We start from the raw sequence: 16105 nt of genomic DNA, 5'->3' as shown, positions 1-16105 counted from the left end.
AATCCGCCTGCTGGCCGCGCCGCGACCGGGTGCGAACCCGGAATCAATCGACATCGTCGAGAGGACGAAACATGGGCTACCGCGCCACCGAGCGCCCGACGATCGGGTGGATCGGCACCGGTCGGATGGGCTTCCAGCTGGCCGCCCGGCTGCTCGAGGCCGGCCACGACGTGGCTGTCTACAACCGCACCCGGGCCAAGGCCGAGCCGTTGACCGAACTCGGCGCCTCCGTTGTGGACAGTCCTGCGGACCTGGCCGACAAGGACGTGGTCTTCGTGATGGTGTCCGCCTCGGCGGACCTGGCGGCGGTGACCACCGGCGAGAACGGCGTGCTCAGCCGGGCCGACGCGGCACCGGGGCTGATCGTGGACTCGTCCACGGTGTCGACCGGGGCCTCGGCCGAAGCCCGCGCCGCGGCGGCCGGCCGCGACACCGACTTCCTGGCCGCCCCGGTGAGCGGCAACCCCAAGGTCGTCAAATCGGGCAAGCTGACGCTCGCCGTCTCCGGGCCGCGCGAGGCGTTCGACGCCGCCCGCCCGTTGCTGGAGGTGCTCGGCCGGGGCGTGACCTACGTCGGCGAAGGAGAGGTGGCACGCCTGGTCAAGATCGCCCACAACGTGTTCCTCGGCGTGGTGACCCAGTCCCTCGCGGAGATCACCGTGCTGGCCGAGAAGGGTGGTACCAGCCGCGAGGCGTTCCTCGAGTTCCTGAACAACTCGGTGATGGGGTCGGTGTTCAGCCGGTACAAGACACCCGCACTGGTGAACCTGGACTTCACTCCCACGTTCACCATGCCGTTGCTGCGCAAGGACTTCGACCTGGGCCTCGAGGCGGCCCGGGAACTGGAGGCGCCGATGCCGGTCGCCGCCGCGGCCGCACAGCTGGTGTGCGAGGCCATCGGAGGGGGCTCGCGGGAGAACGACTTCGCCGAGCTGCTCCTGGAGCAGGCGCGGCGGTCCGGGATCGAGCTCAAGTCCGAGCACGCGACCGTCGACGACGGGCTGGAGGGTTGAGATGACCGCCGTCGTGAGCGCGCGCCCCTTGCCCGCGCCGGGCCACGGCGCGGTGGACTTCGAACAGCGGGTCGACTTCGGACGGCTGCGCGACTACCGCATCGGCCGGGCCAGGGCGGCACTGGAGTCGTCCGAGTGCGGTGCCTTCCTGCTGTTCGACTTCTACAACATCCGGTACGTGACACAGACGTGGATCGGCGGCGCGCTCGGCGACAAGATGACCCGGTACGCGCTGCTGACCCGCGGCGGAGAGCCGGTGCTGTGGGACTTCGGCTCTGCCGCCAGACACCACCAGCTGTACTCACCGTGGCTCCTGCCCGAGAACTCGCGGGCCGGAATGCTGGGCCTGCGCGGGGCGATCGCGCCGAGCGCGGGCCTGATGGAGTCCGCGGTCCGGGAGATCAAGGGCATGCTCACCGACGCCGGACTGGCGGACCAGCCGGTGGGCGTGGACATCGTGGAGCCGCCCTTCCTGTTCGAAATGCAGCGGCAAGGGTTGCGGGTGCTCGACGCGCAGCAGCTGATGCTGGACGCGCGGCAGATCAAGTCGGCTGACGAGATCACCCTGCTCACCCAGGCCGCCGCGATGGTCGATGGCGTCTACCAGGACATCGTGGAGGTGCTCAAGCCCGGCATCCGGGAAAACGAGATCGTCGCGCTGGCCAACAAGCGGCTGTACGAGATGGGCTCGGATCAGGTCGAGGCGATCAACGCGGTCTCCGGGGAGCGCTGCAACCCACACCCGCACAACTTCTCCGACCGCCTCATCCGCCCTGGCGACCAGGCGTTCTTCGACATCATCCAGTCCTACAACGGGTACCGGACCTGCTACTACCGCACGTTCAGCGTCGGCAGCGCCACCGCGGCCCAGCGTGACGCCTACACCAGGGCTCGCGAGTGGATGGACGCCGCCATCGAGGTCGTGGGCCCGGGCGTCGGGACGGACGAGGTCGCCCGCGTGTGGCCGGCCGCCACCGAGTTCGGGTTCGCGAACGAGATGGCGGCCTTCGGTCTGCAGTTCGGCCACGGGCTCGGGCTCGGCCTCCACGAGCGGCCGATCATCTCCCGGCTCAACAGCCTGAGCAACCCGGTCGAGATCCAGCCGGGAATGGTGTTCGCGCTCGAGACCTACTGTCCGGCCGCCGACGGGTTCTCCGCGGCACGGATCGAGGAGGAGGTCGTCGTGACCGAGCAGGGCGCGCACGTGATCACCAAGTTCCCCGCGCAGGAACTGTTCATCGCCAACGAGTACTGACAGGAGTGCCGTGAAGACCATCGACCTCGACGGGATCGTGAAGGCGGTGCCGGCCGAGTTGTTCATCGGCGGCGCTTGGCGGCCTGCCTCGGACGGTGCCCGCATCTCCGTCGCCGACCCGGCCACGGAGCAGGAGATCGCCTCGGTCGCGAGCGCGTCCGTGAACGACGGGCTCGACGCCGTCACCGCGGCGCACCAGGCCGGGCCGGGCTGGGCGGCGACCGCCCCGAGGGAGCGAGCCGAAATCCTGCGCCGCGCCTTCGAGCTGATGACCGAACGCGCGGACGGCCTCGCCGCGTTGATCGTGCTGGAGAACGGCAAGACGCTGGCGGATGCCCGCGGTGAGGTCGCCTACGCCGCGGAGTTCTTCCGGTGGTACTCGGAAGAGGCGGTGCGCGGGCTCGGCACCGTCCAGACGGCACCGTCCGGGGCCAACCGGATTCTCGTGCTGCGGCAACCGATCGGCGTGTGCGTGCTGGTCACCCCGTGGAACTTCCCGGCCGCGATGGCGACGCGCAAGATCGGCCCCGCGCTCGCCGCGGGCTGCACCGTGGTGCTCAAGCCTGCCAGTGAAACTCCGCTGGCGGCGCTCGCGATCGCCGGAATCCTCACCGAAGCCGGCGTGCCGGCGGGCGTGGTGAACGTGCTGCCCTCGGCCCGATCCGGGGTCGTCGTGCGCGCGATGATGGACGACCCCCGGGTGCGGAAGGTGTCGTTCACCGGCTCGACCGAGGTCGGCAGGCGGCTCCTGGCCGGCGCGGGTGAGACCGTGGTCAGTTCGTCCATGGAATTGGGCGGCAACGCGCCGTTCCTCGTGTTCGCCGACGCCGACCTCGAGGCCGCGGTGGACATCGCGATGGTCGCGAAGATGCGCAACGGCGGGGAGGCGTGCACGGCGGCCAACCGGTTCTACGTCGAACGTCCGGTGGCCGAGGAGTTCACCGCGCTGCTCGCGGCGAGGATGGGCGAACTGCGGATGGGGCACGGACTCGAGGAAGGTGTGGCACTTGGCCCGCTGGTCAACGCCGAATCGCGGGACAAGGTGGCGGACCTGGTGGCGCGAACGGTGGCGATGGGCGCGACCGTCGTCACTCCCGGCTCTTCCGTGGACGGGCCGGGGCACTTCTACCCGCCGACGGTGCTCGCCGATGTCCCGCCGGGTGCGCCCGTGCTGACGCAGGAGATCTTCGGGCCGGTCGCGCCGGTGGTCGCGTTCGACCGGGAAGCGGAGGCGGTGGAGCTGGCGAACGACACCGAATACGGGCTGGTGTCCTACGTCTGCACCGCAGACCTCGCGCGGGGGCTGCGGGTCGCCGAAGCTCTGGACTCCGGCATGGTCGGGCTGAACCGCGGGGTGGTCTCGGATCCGGCCGCGCCCTTCGGCGGCACGAAGCAAAGCGGGATCGGTCGCGAGGGCGGGCACGAGGGCATGCTCGAGTTCACCGAATCCAAGTACATCGCGGTCGAGTGGTGAGAGCCATGACCACGAGAACGAGAACCCTCATCACCGGCGGCATCGTCTTCAGCGTGGACCCCGCCATCGGTACTCTGCCCCGAGGCGACGTACTCATCGAGGACGGCGTCATCCGGGCGGTCGCCCCGGAACTCGAGGTGACCGACGCCAGGATCGTCGACGCGGAGAACCGCATCGTGCTGCCCGGTCTGGTCGACACGCACCGGCACCTGTGGCAAGCCGCCGTCCGGCAGATCGCCGCGGACTGGACGCTCGGGCAGTACGTCGAGCAGATGCTGCTCGAGCTCGGACCGCGGTTCACCCCGGACGACGTGTACGTCGCCGACCTGCTCGGCGCGATCGAGGCGCTGGACTCGGGCATCACCACGATCATGGACTGGTCGCACATCATCCGGACTCCCGAGCACGCCGACGAGGCGGTGCACGGGCTCGCGGAGTCCGGTGTCCGGGCCGTCTTCGGCTACGGCAATCCCTGGTCACCGCAGGCCGGCTGGTACCGCTCGGACGTCGTCCGGGTCGCCGAACGCTATTTCCCGTCGAAGGACTCGCTGCTGACCTTCGCGATCGCCAGCCTCGGCCCGGAGTTCGGCCCGGTCGAGGAAGCCGTGACCGACCTGGAGCTGGCCAGGGAACTGGACGTCCGCCTGTCCACGCACGTTGGAGTGGGGCTCCTGGGCCAGGTCCGTTCGGTCACCGACCTGCACCGCCGTGGCCTGCTGGGCCCCGATCTGGTCTTCGTGCACTGCAACACCTGCACGGACGAGGAACTGGGCATGATCGCCGACTCGGGCGGCCACGTCTCCCTGTCACCCAGGGTGGAGATGCAGATGGGGCACGGCTATCCCGCGACCGGCCGGGTGCGCGCGGCGGGGCTCGAGCCGAGCCTGAGCGTGGACGTGGTGTCCGGCGTCGGCGGGAGCCTGTTCGCCGAGATGCGCGGGACGCTTGAAGCCGAGCGGGGCTGGCAGAACCACCTCGCGCTGAGCCGGGGCGAGGTTCTGCCGGAGCTGACCATCACCGCGGCGGACGTCGTGCGCATGGCCACGATCGAAGGCGCTCGCGCACTCGGACTCGACGACCGGATCGGCTCGATCACCCCAGGGAAAGAGGCCGACCTGATCCTGCTCGACGTCGAGCTGCCGAACCTGTTCCTGGTCAACCACCTGCCCGCCGCCATCACCCTCGCCGACAGCCAGAACGTGGAAGCCGTGTTCGTCGCGGGCGAGCAGGTGAAGGCGGGTGGGCGGATGCTGCGGCACGACCTGCCCGTGCTGCGCGAGCGGGTCCGCTCCTCCCGGGACGATCTGCTGAAGAACCGGTCTCTGTAAGGAAGAAGGTCACGTGGCTGACTCCACGAAGAACGCCGCCGACGAGCTCTACGTCAACGGCCGGATCTGGACCGGCCGGGGACGAGAGGCCGGGGCGCTCGCCGTCCGCGACGGGCGGGTGCTCGCCTGCGGCGAGGAGGCGGGGGAGTGCGCCGGTCCCGGCACGCGTGTGGTGGATCTGCGGGGCCGCCGGGTGATCCCCGGCCTCATCGACGGGCACCTGCACGCCGCACGGGCGGGTGCGACCTGGACGGCCGAGCTGCACTGGACCGGGGTGCCCGACGTGGCGAGCGCACTCGTCACGATCGAGACGGCCGTGCGCGACCGTCCCCCGGGGGAGTGGGTCCGGGCGATCGGCGGTTGGCACCCCTGTCAGTTCGCCGAGTCCCGCGAACCCACCCGGGCGGAGCTCGACGCCATCGCCCCCGACCATCCCGTGTACCTGCAGGCCCTGTACGAGGTAGCGGTGCTCAACTCGGCCGCGCTGCGCGCGACCGGCCTGGACCGTCTGGCCGGCGATCCGCCGGGCGGCTGGGTGGAGCGTGATCCGGCGACCGGGGAGCCGACCGGGCGGGTGCACGGGATGGGTGCCTTCACCCATTGCCTCGATGCGATGGCCGTTCCCGGCGCCGACGAGCAGCTGCGCTCCACCGCCGCGATGTTCGCCGACCTGCATGCCGCTGGCCTCACCGGGATCGTGGACGCGGGTGGTTTCGGGATGGGCCCGGAGCGCTACGACCCGCTGTTCACGTTGTGGCGCCGTGGTGAACTGTCGATGCGCACGCGGTTGTTCCTGTCCGCGGTCGACCCGGGGCAGGAACAGGCTCAGCTCGACGGCTGGTTGCGGCACGCGCGGTCCCGGTTCGGGGATGGGATGCTGCAGGTGCTCGGTATCGGCGAGGTCGTCCACTTCGGCTGCCACGACTTCGAGGGCCTGGAAGACTTCCGGATAAGTGAGCCGGCCGCCGCTCAGCTCTACGACATCACCTACGCCACGGCCGCGCGTGGCTGGCCGATGAACATCCACGCCGTCCTGGATTCCTCGATCGACGTGATCCTCGACTGCTGGGAGGCGGTCGACCAGCTCATCCCCTTGCACGGGCTGCGGTTCACCCTGTCGCACGCGGACCGGGTCGGCGCTCGGAACCTGCGCCGGCTCAAGGCTCTGGGCGCGGGGATCGTGCTCGACGACCACCAGGTGTTCAAGGCCGCGGCGTCGGAAGCGGCGTGGGGGCCGGGCTCGTTGGACGCGGTCCCGCCGGTCGCCGACATCCTCGCCGAAGGGATCCCCGTGGCCGCGGGAACGGACGCGAGCCGCGCTTCGTCGTACAGTCCCTGGCTGTCCTTGTGGTGGCTGGTCGCCGGCACCTCGCTGGACGGGGTGCGGCGCCGCTCCGCGCAGCACCTGTTCAGCCGCGAGCGGGCGCTCGAAGCCTACACGGCCGGAAGTGCGTGGCTGAGCTTCGAGGAGGCAGACCGTGGTCACCTGCGTCCCGGCGCCAGAGCCGATCTCGCCGTCCTCAGCGACGACTACTTCACGGTGCCGGCCGCGCGGATACCCGCGATCACGGCGGAGCTGACCGTGGTCGGCGGGAAGGTCGTGCATTCGACGGGGGTCGTGGGGTGACCCGCAACGGCCCGCACGTGCGGCCTGGTGCACAGCTCGCGATCAGGTTCCATCCGGCGCCGGATCTGACCAAAGACCCCGGCACGCGTGCCTCGGAGGGGCCTGTTTCAAGATCGGTGTTTCTGGCCCGACACGCGGGGCTGAGGTCCGGCGGGATGGGCACTGTGAGTGATTCCCAATGATGTTGTCAAGCCGCAAGCGCTGCGGGTTCGACGTGGTATCGCGTGTTGTCGCGCAGCATGGCCCAGAGGACGTTGAGTCGCCGGCGTGCGAGCGCGATGACGGCCTGGGTGTGCCGTTTCCCTTCGGCCCTCTTGCGGTCGTAGTAGGTCTTGGATGCGTCGCACCAGCGGATGCTGGCCAGCGCCGAGAGGTAGAGGGCTCGCAGCAGGCGCCGATCGTAGCGGCGTGGCCGGTGCAGGTTTCCGCTGACCCGTCCGGAATCGCGGGGTGTGGGCGCGAGCCCGGCGACGCCGGCGAGGCGGTTGGCGGTTGGCGGTTCCGAACAGCGTCATGTCCCCTCCGGTTGCGGCAAGGAACTCCGCACCGAGCAGGGGGCCGAATCCGGGGAGGCTCAGGATGATCTCGGCGTGTCGGTGCTGGCGGAACCGCCTCTCGATAAGGGTGTCGATCTCGGCGATTTCCTCGTTGAGAGCGATCACCGCCTTCGCCAGCCGTATGACCATGTCGGCGGCGAGCCGTTGGCCGGGCAAGGCCGTGTGTTGCGCCGCGGCGGCCTCGATCGCGATTGCCGCGACGGCAGCGGCGTTGCGGACTTTCCGGTTGCGCACACGTTTCCAGGCGGGACTGCCCGATTCGGCGCAGCGCGTCAGGAGTTTGGTAACCGGTAAGCAGGGTGAGCGCGGCTTTGCTGGCACTGTAATCGAAAGCCCGCTCGAGAGCAGGGAAATAGTCGAGCAGTTGGGCTCGCAGACGGTTGATCGTTCGGGTGCGATCGCAGATCAGGTCGGTGCGGCGAGAGGTCAGGATCCGCAGGTCCACACTGATTTCGTCGCCTGGCCTCAACGGTTGCAGGTCGCGCCGCATGCGGGCCTGGTCTGCGATGATCGCGGCGTCCTTGGCATCGGTCTTGCCGTCTCCGCGGTAGCTGGCTGCCGCGTGGTAGACGGTGCGGCCGGGAATGTAGAGCAAGCGCTGATCGTGGTTGACCAGCAGCGCCAGCAGCAACGCCGCGCCTCCGCCGTTGAGATCGATCGCCCAGGTTGCGGTGCCTTCGCCGGAGAGTTCGGCAACGTCGGCGAGGAGTTCCAACAGCGCCGTCTCGTCGTTGGCGACTCGCCGGGACAGCCGTCGTTTCCCGTCGGCGTCCACCACGACGCAATGGTGATGCGATTTGCCTGCGTCGATTCCGGCCCAGAGCTCGGGCACGGCCACCTCCTACTCGGATGATGTCGCGGTCACGGCCCAACAGACGACTTCGCCGTCGCGTCCTTACACAGCGATCCACGTCGCGCATCCCAATTAGCGGTCGAGTCGTCGCGGGGTGCCGGGCGGCCAATCACTCAAGGCCATCGGCGGCGGTGACATCAAAGCCATACCCGGCACCCCTGGGTGCCGGAGAGCCTATGGGCAGCTTCCGGACACCTACGACCAGGGTAAGGATGACATCTGGGGCTGTGACTCCACGTAAGAGTGAGAAGCCGTTGTCGCCGGAGCAGGCGGCTGCGGCGGCGATGGTGGCCGAGGCCCGGCAGCGGGGGCTGGGGGCTGACCGGCCCGAACGGGCTGTTGAAGTTGTTCACCAAGAACGTGTTGGAAACCGCGCTGAACGAGGAGATGACCGAACACCTCGGCCACGAAAAGAACCGTGCTGAGCGCGGTCGTGATTCGACGAATGTGCGTAACGGTGCACGGAAGAAGACGGTGCTCTCGGACGCGGCCGGCGAGGTGGAGACCGAGGTTCCGCGGGATCGGGAATCGACGTTTGAGCCGCAGATTGTGAAGAAGAGGCAACGCCGGCTCACCGATGTGGACGAGATCGTGCTGTCACTGTATGCGAAGGGTATGACCACCGGGGAAATCTCGGCGCATTTCGCCGAGATCTACAGTGCCTCGGTGAGCAAGGAAACGATCTCCCGGATCACCGATAAGGTGGTGGCGGAGATGCAGGACTGGGCCAGCCGTCCGCTCGACGTCGTCTACGCCGCGGTGTTCATCGACGCGATCGTGGTCAAGGTCCGCGACGGCCAGGTGGCCAACCGGCCCTTCTACGCCGCCATCGGCGTCACCGTGGACGGCCGCAAGGACGTGCTCGGCCTGTGGGCCGGAAGCGGCGGCGAGGGCGCCAAATTCTGGATGAGCGTCCTGGTCGACCTGAAAAACCGCGGCGTGGCCGACGTGTTCTTCCTCGTCTGCGACGGCTTGAAAGGCCTGCCCGAGGTGGTGGAACAAGTCTGGCCGGCCGCGATCGTGCAAACCTGCATCATCCACCTAATCCGCAATTCGTTCCGGCTTACTTCGCGGAAATACACCGACGCGCTCAAACGGGACCTCAAAGCCATGTATGAGGCACCCAGCGCCGCAGCGGCGGAGACCGCGCTAGAGGAACTGGACGACCGGTGGTCCGCGAAATACCCGGCACTGATCCGGTTATGGCGCAACGCCTGGACCGAGTTCGTGCCGTTCCTCGACTATGACGTCGAGATCAGGAGGATGATCTGCTCGACCAACGCGATCGAATCCCTGAACGCCCGATATCGGCGGGCGGTGCGGGCCCGTGGCCACTTCCCGACCGAGCAGGCCGCGCTGAAGTGTCTGTATCTTGTGACTCGCAGCCTGGACCCCACCGGCACAGGCCGCGCCCGATGGACGATGCGCTGGAAACCCGTACTCAATGCCTTCGCCATCACCTTCGGTGACCGCTGGCCGGCCGCCGAAACCTACTAACCAAACCGCCAGAAACACCGATCACGAGATAGTCCCGAAGACGAACGAGTTCTCCGACCATCCGGCGCCGAGTTCGTGGCAGCGTTGCTGCATGCGGGCCTTATGCTCGCGCAGGAGCACGATCGTTTCGGTGTCGAGGGCGATGCGGCGCATCTGGTGGGTCTTGGTGTCCTTCTCCTGGCCCACGCCGCGGAGCTTCGTGTAGCTGCGGCGGATGCCGGTGGTCATGACCAGCCAGACGAGGGCTCCCCAGTCTTCGTCGAGCGCGAAGGCCTTCTCGACGAGACGGGCGGCGTCGGCGGGTGAGGGCGGGGCGGGCGGTGGAGCTGTCTGGCGCGCGCTGGGCGATCTGCGCCGGGTTCGTGCTGATCCACTCCCAGCGGAGGGCGGCGTTGAGGACGCCGCTGATGATCGAGTGGATCTGACGCACGCTGGAGTTGGCCATGCCGCTGCACTTGTGCGGCTTGCACTTGGCGACCTTGCAGTCATGGTCACCCTCGAGCTTGTGCTCGACGTAGGGGCGGCCGTCGCAGCGGAGGCGGCATCGGCGGAGTTCGGCGTAGAAGGTTTCGAGGGAGCGGGCCGTGATTTTGTTGACCGCGATCTTGCCGAGGCGGGTTTGATCGTGCGGTTGATGTAGCCCACGTACCCGTGCCGGATGGTGGCCTCGATGTCGGCGGTCTTGAGCCACTCGTCGATCGCGTAGGACAGCGTGACCGAGGAGTCGGGGCCGCGCTGGCGGTCGACCTGAGCCTGCAAGCGTGTCATGACTTTCTGCGCCTGGCGGGGTGCGGCTTTGTCGGTGCCCTTGACCGTCTCAGTGAGGAGCTCTGCCGCCCGATCATCGGGTCGATGCCGGCGTAGACGCGGACCTGAAGGGACTTGCCGCGCTGGCGGATGTTGCCGCGCTTGCGGTTGTCGCCCTTGGCTGCCGGCTCGCTCATGAACGCAAGCGTGGGTCGGGGCCCGCGGAACGTGTCAATGGACAGAGTCATGGACAAGCCGCGACAAAATGATCGAGCATCAAGCCATAACGCCTGGTCAGAACCGGTGGGCCGGGCGGGGCTCGAACCCGCGGCCAAGGGATTATGAGTCCCCTGCTCTAACCAGCTGAGCTACCGGCCCCAGGCGGGCGCGCGAAGGAACAGCACCCGCACCCACGGAGGGTGAACGACAACATAGCGCACGAGCTTCGGCGGTCGGGTGGTGGGCGCCTCACCCGAACGGCCGTGCGGTAGTGCATCAGTGGTGCACCTGCGGTATCGAACCGGCCGGTAGGTGCGTTTTCGTGCCTAGGATGGGGAGCATGGCGGGCGGCGTGGTGCTTTGGTGGGGGTGCGGCGCCGGCCGGGTCCTCGTGCACGTGCACGCCCGGAACTGCGGCGCCGGGAGGGTTTGTGCGAGGTCGGTTCGCTGAGCAGTTGTCCGAGCGGGTTCTGGTGTTCGACGGGGCGATGGGCACGGTGCTGCACGCCGCGGGCAACTCGCTGGACCGGGCCCTGCCGGAGCTCAACCTCTCCAACCCCGAGCTGGTCAGCACGATCCACGAAAGCTACGTGGCCGCCGGCGCGGACGTGCTGCTCACGAACACCTTCGGCGCGAACCGGTTGCGGCTGGCGGAACACGGGTGCTCCGTGAGCGTCCGGGACATCAATCTCGCGGCCGTGCGGCTGGCGCGTCAGGCCCGTCGCGGGACGCACCGGACGATCTTCGTCGCCGGGGCGGTTTCGCCCGCGGTCAGCCCCGGCCAGCGGGCCGCGGTCCGGGTGGACGAGCGGCTCGACGTGGTGCGTGAGCAGGTCACGGCCCTCGTCGACGGCGGTGTGGACCTGCTCGTGCTGGAAACCTTCGGCTTCCTCGACGAGCTGGTCGAGGCCGTCGAGGTGGCCGCGGAGCTCACCGACCTCCCGATCGTCGCCCAGGCGAGTTTCACCGCCGACTGCCTGACACCGGGCGGCGAGACCCCGCGCGAGGTCGCGAAGGCGGTGTCGGCCCTGCCGGTCACCGCGGTCGGCGCCAACTGCACCCTCGGGCCCCAGCACATGCTCACCGTGCTCGACGAACTCAAGGACGCCGTCGACCTGCCCGTCGGGGTGCACCCCAACGCGGGCATGCCGCGCCGCACCGGCCGCCGGTTCACCTACCCCGTCGCCCGGTCGCACTTCGGCCGCTACGCCCGCCGCTACGCCGAACACGGTGCCGCCATGATCGGCGGCTGCTGCGGCACGACCCCCGGTCACATCCGCGAGGTAGTGGCGCGCCTCGCCGACCTGCGACCGCGCCAATCCCGCCCGGTCACGGCCGTGCCGAAACCGCGCCCGGCCCCGCCGCAGAGCCCGCTGGCGCGGCGGCTGGCGCGGCCCGGGTTCGTCCTCGCCGCGCAGATCACGCCCCGTGGCGGACCGGCGGACGCCGAGCTGATCCGCGCCACCGGGGCCGACCTGGTGCTGGTCCGCGGGCACTTCGGCGACGCCCTGCACCTGGAGCGCGAGACGGGCGTGGACACGATCACCACCGTCACCGCCTGGGACCGCTCCCTCGCGGCGCTGCAGGCCGACCTCCTCGGGGCGCACGCGTTCGGCCTGCGGACCGTGGTGTGCGAGACCGGGACCCCGGCGCCGCTGGGCGACTACCCCGGCGCGGACGGGGTGTGGGAGGTCGACTCGACCGGCCTGATCGGGCTGCTCGCCGGACTCAACGCCGGCCGCGACCACACCGGGCTGACGCTGGCCACCCGCACGTCCTTCCACATCGGTGCCCGCGTCAACCCCGGCGCCGAGGACGCCGACGCCGAACTGGCCCGGACCCGCGCGAAACTCGCCGCCGGTGCGCAGTTCCTGATCACCCGCCCCGTCTACGAACTGGGCGGCCTGACCCGGATGCTGTCCGAACTGTCCGGCGTGGACGTTCCGGTGCTCGTCGCGATCGCACCGCTGAGCGGGTACGCGGAGGCAGAGTACCTCGCCTACGAGGTGCCGGACGTGACCATCCCGCCGCAGACGCTGTCCGCGCTGGAATCGGCGGGCGAGCAGCAGGCCGAGGTGGGGCTCGGGCTCGCCGCGGAACTGCTCGAACGCGCACGGGACCTGGTGCGCGGCGCGGTCGTGGTCGCCGACGACCTCACCGGCGAGATCGAATCCCTGCTGGGACAGCAGAGGTCACCGGCCTGAGCGGCTGGTGCCGGAATCAGCCGAGCGCGGCGTCGAGGGAGGGGTAGACGTCGAGCAGCTGGTCGAGCCTGGTCATTTCGAGGGGGCGGCGGATCGACGGGCCGACGACCAGCCGGAACGGTCTGTCCCGGTTCGCGAGCGACACGAGCGCATCCAGGCCGGCCGAGGCGAGGAACGTCAACCCGGACAGGTCGATCACCAGCGGCGCGGCCTCCGCGTCCAGGGCGTGCTCGGTCACCTGCCGGAACCGGGGAGACGTGGCCGCGTCGAGTTCGCCGGTGGCGGTGACGATCACCGCGCTGCCTTCGGCGGACACGACCAGCCGCAGATCGCCGCCCGCGACGGGCGGGACCGGCTGCTCGTCGGCTCCCGACACCTCGGTGCTCATGCCCACATTCTGCCCCCGCGGCCTCGGTACCGCCCCCTCGCTCAAGTCGGGGGTTCCCCGCGCGGGACCACCGGCGAGAGAGGTCGGCTAGTCCTTGCCGTGCGGGTCGGCGGCGTTGAGCGTGGCCACGACCTAGTCGTAGTCCCCGCGAGCCTCGCCGTAGCGGAGGAACTTCACGTTCTCCACCTGGATCTCCCTGGCCTCCGCCTGGGTGTCGAAGAGCGTGATCACCTCGTCGGCGAAATCGTCCAGCGGCATGGCGAAGTCGCTGTCCTCCTGGCCGGGCAGCAGCGCGGTCTGCACCGACGGCGGGACCAGCTCGACGACCTTGACCGAGGTGTCCGCGAGCTGCAGTCGCAGCGACTCGCTGAGCATGTGGATCGCGGCCTTGCTCGCGTTGTAGCTCGGGGTGGCCGCCAGCGGGGCGAAGGCCAGACCCGAGGACACCGTCACGATCGTCGCGTCCGGGCGCGTGCGCAGATGCTCGACGAACGCGGCCACGAGCCGGATCGGGCCGAGCAGGTTCGTGGTCACGATCTCCTCGGCCGAGGCCAGGAAGCCCTCCGGGTGGTGCCAGTCCTCGACGCGCATGATGCCCGCCATCGCGATGAGCACATTGAGGTCCGGGTGCCTGCGGATCACCTCGGCGGAGGCGGTGCGGATGCTCTCGGCGTCGGCGGTGTCGATGCGCACGGTGTCGAACCCGTGCTCGGCGGCGAGTGAGCCGAGCAGCTCGGTGCGGCGGCCACCGATGACGACGGTGTTGCCCTTGGCCCGCAACCGAAGCGCGAGCGCGAGGCCGATGCCGCTGGTGGCTCCGGGGATGAAGATGGTGTTTCCGCTGATGTCCATGCCCCGAGTCTGCGTAGCCGGACGGCGGCCACACCAGAGATCACTCATCGGGGGATCGGGAATCCCTGGTTCGCGTGACGCGGGCGCGGATACTGGAGGCATGGACCGTGTGGAGCTGGCGGCGTTCCTGCGCCGCCACCGGGAGCAGCTGCGACCCGAGGACGTCGGCCTGCCCGCCGGGCCGCGCCGCCGCGCGACCGGTCTGCGGCGGGAAGAGGTCGCCGCCCTGGCGGCGATGTCGGCCGACTACTACACCCGCCTCGAGCAGCAGCGCGGCCCGCAGCCGAGTGAGCAGATGCTGGCCGCCCTCGCCCGCGCGCTGCGCCTGACCGGCGACGAGCGGGACTACCTGTTCCGCGTCGCCGGCCGCAACGCCCCCACCGCCGTGGTCGCCACCACCCACGTGGCGCCCGCCTTGCAGCGCGTGCTCGACCGGCTGTCGGACACGCCCGCGCTGATCCTGTCGAACCTCGGCGAAACGCTCGTGCAGAACGGGATGGCGCAGGCCCTCTACGGCGACCGGTCGCACCTGACCGGCTGGGCGCGCAGCGAGATCTACCGCTGGTTCACCGATCCGGCCGAGCGCCTGATCTACCCCGAGCACGACCGCGACCGCCAGAGCCGCGCGCTCGTGGCGAACCTCCGCGCCGCGCACGGCTCGATGGGCCCGCGGTCGCGCGCGGGCGAGCTGGTGCGCGTGCTGACGAAGGTGAGTCCCGAGTTCGCGGAGCTGTGGGAGCGCCACGAGGTCGCGAAACGCTTCGCCGACCACAAGGTTCTCGTGCATCCCCAGCTGGGCGAGATCGAGGTGGACTGCCAGGTGCTGTTCACCGAGGACCAGTCGCAGGCGCTGCTGGTGCTCACGGCCGCGCCGCGCACGGAGGCGGCGGAGAAGCTGCAACTGCTCGGCGTGGTGGGCAGCGAACGGTTCGACACGGCGGGACCTAGCTGAAGCGCTCCCGCACCTGTCCGGCCGTCAGGCCGAACTCCTCCAGCGTGTAGCGGTGTCTCGGCTTTCCGGCGCCCTTCGTGCTTTCCTCGTACACCGCGCGCATCGAATCCAGCGCAGCGTCGGAAAGGAGCAGTCCGAAGTGGTCGTACACCTTCGCCACCACGCCGAGCGGGTCGGCCACGAAATCGGAGTAGTCGACGTCGAAGAACTGTGCCGGGTCGTGCTTGGCGCGTTCCCGGCGGAACGACGCCGCCCCGCGGGACCACAGTTCCAGTTGCGTGCGGCCGACCACCGTGCCCTCGAAGACCGTGGACCACCCGGCCGAAGCTTGCTGGTTCAGGCTGCACACCGACGCGATGATCGTTTCCGGGGCGCGGTGCGTCTGGATGATCAGCGCGTCGGGGTAGACCTCCAGCAGCGCGTCCAGCGCGAACAGGTGCGACGGGTTCTTGAGTACCCACCGCTTGTCCGCGTCCGGCATTCCGATCAGCTGGAGGTTGCGCCGGTGCCGGGCGTAGGCGTCCGTCCAGTCCTGCGCCGCCAGCCACTGTGAGTACGTCGGCAGGTGGGCCAGGCACTCGTAGGACACCGACTTCGCCGACTGCCGCAGCAGCTGCCAGCACTCCTCGACCTGCTCGGCCGAGCTGTGGTGCACCCCGAGGAACTCCGGATGCTCGACGTGGTGCTTCTCGTACCCGGCCTGAATGCCCTGGAACACCGGGTCCTCCGCCCACGTCTGCCGTGGCGGACGCGGCTGCGGCACCTCGGTCAGCCACACCTCCAGGCCCTGGTGCGCCGGGTCCGCGGTCAGCAGCCGGTGCAGCGCGGTGGTGCCGGTGCGGGGCAGGCCGGTGACGAAGATCGGCCGCTCGATCGGCACGTCCGCGTACGACGGGAAGCGTTTCCACGCGGCCTCGCTGAGCAACCGCGCCACCAGTGCCTGCCGCAGGAACGCGCGCTTGATCTTGTTGCCGAACGGTGTCAGACCGGCGTCGCGCGCGTAGGACTCCAGCAACACGGCCAGGCCCTCGCGGTACTCGTCGCCGCCGAAGTCGGACAACCCGCAGAACCGGGTCGCCGATTCGTGCAGGTCGCCGACCGTGCCGACACTGTCGCGCCCGGTGCTCATCGAAAAGCCT

13 protein-coding genes, 1 tRNA gene and 2 pseudogenes are annotated in these 16105 nt (G+C 69.6%); 9 read left to right on the top strand and 7 right to left on the bottom strand.

Features of this window, described 5'->3' with window-relative positions; genetic code table 11:
• The first annotated feature begins 29 nt into the window (after positions 1–29).
• The 5 genes from HNR02_RS31325 to HNR02_RS36630 are packed head-to-tail and all read left to right on the top strand — an operon-like array spanning position 30 to position 6697.
• Complete coding sequence (locus HNR02_RS31325) at positions 30–1013, top strand: NAD(P)-dependent oxidoreductase (RefSeq protein WP_312861233.1); 984 nt, start codon at positions 30–32, stop codon at positions 1011–1013.
• A 1-nt stretch (position 1014) separates the two neighbouring features.
• Positions 1015–2268 carry a M24 family metallopeptidase gene (locus HNR02_RS31320; RefSeq protein ID WP_179777231.1) on the top strand — a complete coding sequence of 418 codons (1254 nt, stop codon included), beginning with the start codon at positions 1015–1017 and terminating at the stop codon, positions 2266–2268.
• A gap of 10 nt (positions 2269–2278) precedes the next feature.
• Entirely contained in the window at positions 2279–3742 is a 1464-nt protein-coding gene (locus HNR02_RS31315; protein WP_312861232.1) for an NAD-dependent succinate-semialdehyde dehydrogenase, read from the top strand.
• A gap of 5 nt (positions 3743–3747) precedes the next feature.
• A complete protein-coding gene (locus tag HNR02_RS31310) occupies positions 3748–5070 on the top strand; it encodes an amidohydrolase family protein (RefSeq protein ID WP_179777230.1) in 1323 nt (440 codons plus the stop codon).
• 13 nt (positions 5071–5083) lie between these two features.
• Complete coding sequence (locus HNR02_RS36630) at positions 5084–6697, top strand: amidohydrolase (protein ID WP_179777229.1); 1614 nt, start codon at positions 5084–5086, stop codon at positions 6695–6697.
• Positions 6698–6884: 187 nt separating this feature from the next.
• On the opposite strand, the pseudogene HNR02_RS31300 reads toward HNR02_RS36630, so the two are convergent.
• Positions 6885–8092: pseudogene (locus tag HNR02_RS31300) on the bottom strand (IS110 family RNA-guided transposase).
• A gap of 227 nt (positions 8093–8319) precedes the next feature.
• On the opposite strand from HNR02_RS31300, the pseudogene HNR02_RS31295 reads away from it, so the two are divergent.
• Positions 8320–9604: pseudogene (locus HNR02_RS31295) on the top strand (IS256 family transposase).
• Positions 9605–9625: 21 nt separating this feature from the next.
• Here HNR02_RS31295 and HNR02_RS31290 read toward each other — a convergent pair.
• Positions 9626–9832: a hypothetical protein gene (locus tag HNR02_RS31290; RefSeq protein ID WP_179777228.1), complete on the bottom strand. Its 207-nt coding sequence runs from the start codon at positions 9830–9832 to the stop codon at positions 9626–9628.
• Between the two features lie 259 nt (positions 9833–10091).
• Between HNR02_RS31290 and HNR02_RS31285 the strand changes: the two genes are divergently transcribed.
• Positions 10092–10244 carry a hypothetical protein gene (locus HNR02_RS31285; RefSeq protein WP_179777227.1) on the top strand — a complete coding sequence of 51 codons (153 nt, stop codon included), beginning with the start codon at positions 10092–10094 and terminating at the stop codon, positions 10242–10244.
• A gap of 124 nt (positions 10245–10368) precedes the next feature.
• Here the strand turns inward: HNR02_RS31285 and HNR02_RS31280 are convergent, their stop codons facing one another.
• Positions 10369–10548, bottom strand: coding sequence for a hypothetical protein (locus HNR02_RS31280; RefSeq protein WP_179777226.1), 180 nt, complete (start codon positions 10546–10548; stop codon positions 10369–10371).
• Between the two features lie 107 nt (positions 10549–10655).
• A tRNA-Ile gene (locus HNR02_RS31275) sits at positions 10656–10729 on the bottom strand.
• A 272-nt stretch (positions 10730–11001) separates the two neighbouring features.
• On the opposite strand from HNR02_RS31275, the gene HNR02_RS31270 reads away from it, so the two are divergent.
• Positions 11002–12774 (top strand): bifunctional homocysteine S-methyltransferase/methylenetetrahydrofolate reductase, encoded by a 1773-nt coding sequence (locus tag HNR02_RS31270; RefSeq protein ID WP_179777225.1) that lies wholly within the window; start codon positions 11002–11004, stop codon positions 12772–12774.
• 16 nt (positions 12775–12790) lie between these two features.
• Here the strand turns inward: HNR02_RS31270 and HNR02_RS31265 are convergent, their stop codons facing one another.
• Positions 12791–13162, bottom strand: a complete 372-nt coding sequence (locus HNR02_RS31265; RefSeq protein WP_179777224.1) for an STAS domain-containing protein — start codon at positions 13160–13162, stop codon at positions 12791–12793.
• 132 nt (positions 13163–13294) lie between these two features.
• Positions 13295–14014 (bottom strand): SDR family oxidoreductase, encoded by a 720-nt coding sequence (locus HNR02_RS31260; RefSeq protein ID WP_179777223.1) that lies wholly within the window; start codon positions 14012–14014, stop codon positions 13295–13297.
• A 100-nt stretch (positions 14015–14114) separates the two neighbouring features.
• Between HNR02_RS31260 and HNR02_RS31255 the strand changes: the two genes are divergently transcribed.
• Entirely contained in the window at positions 14115–14966 is an 852-nt protein-coding gene (locus tag HNR02_RS31255) for a helix-turn-helix transcriptional regulator (RefSeq protein WP_179777222.1), read from the top strand.
• Here the strand turns inward: HNR02_RS31255 and HNR02_RS31250 are convergent.
• Positions 14959–16095, bottom strand: a complete 1137-nt coding sequence (locus tag HNR02_RS31250) for a sulfotransferase family protein (RefSeq protein WP_179777221.1) — start codon at positions 16093–16095, stop codon at positions 14959–14961. The two genes, HNR02_RS31255 and HNR02_RS31250, sit on opposite strands and share 8 nt — an antisense overlap.
• Between the last annotated feature and the right edge of the window lie 10 nt (positions 16096–16105).

The organism is Amycolatopsis endophytica (genome assembly GCF_013410405.1).
Lineage (GTDB): Bacteria > Actinomycetota > Actinomycetes > Mycobacteriales > Pseudonocardiaceae > Amycolatopsis_E > Amycolatopsis_E endophytica.
Note: the sequence above shows the minus strand (reverse complement) of the source record. Positions and strands in the feature narration are given on the sequence as shown.

Coding starts and splice junctions, on each gene's coding strand:
- HNR02_RS31320 (WP_179777231.1), top strand. CDS start 1,015: ATGACCGCCGTCGTGAGCGCGCGCCCCTTGCCCGCGCCGGGCCACGGC.
- HNR02_RS31310 (WP_179777230.1), top strand. CDS start 3,748: ATGACCACGAGAACGAGAACCCTCATCACCGGCGGCATCGTCTTCAGC.
- HNR02_RS31290 (WP_179777228.1), bottom strand. CDS start 9,832: ATGACCACCGGCATCCGCCGCAGCTACACGAAGCTCCGCGGCGTGGGC.
- HNR02_RS31285 (WP_179777227.1), top strand. CDS start 10,092: ATGGTCACCCTCGAGCTTGTGCTCGACGTAGGGGCGGCCGTCGCAGCG.
- HNR02_RS31280 (WP_179777226.1), bottom strand. CDS start 10,548: ATGAGCGAGCCGGCAGCCAAGGGCGACAACCGCAAGCGCGGCAACATC.
- HNR02_RS31265 (WP_179777224.1), bottom strand. CDS start 13,162: ATGAGCACCGAGGTGTCGGGAGCCGACGAGCAGCCGGTCCCGCCCGTC.
- HNR02_RS31260 (WP_179777223.1), bottom strand. CDS start 14,014: ATGGACATCAGCGGAAACACCATCTTCATCCCCGGAGCCACCAGCGGC.
- HNR02_RS31255 (WP_179777222.1), top strand. CDS start 14,115: ATGGACCGTGTGGAGCTGGCGGCGTTCCTGCGCCGCCACCGGGAGCAG.
- HNR02_RS31250 (WP_179777221.1), bottom strand. CDS start 16,095: ATGAGCACCGGGCGCGACAGTGTCGGCACGGTCGGCGACCTGCACGAA.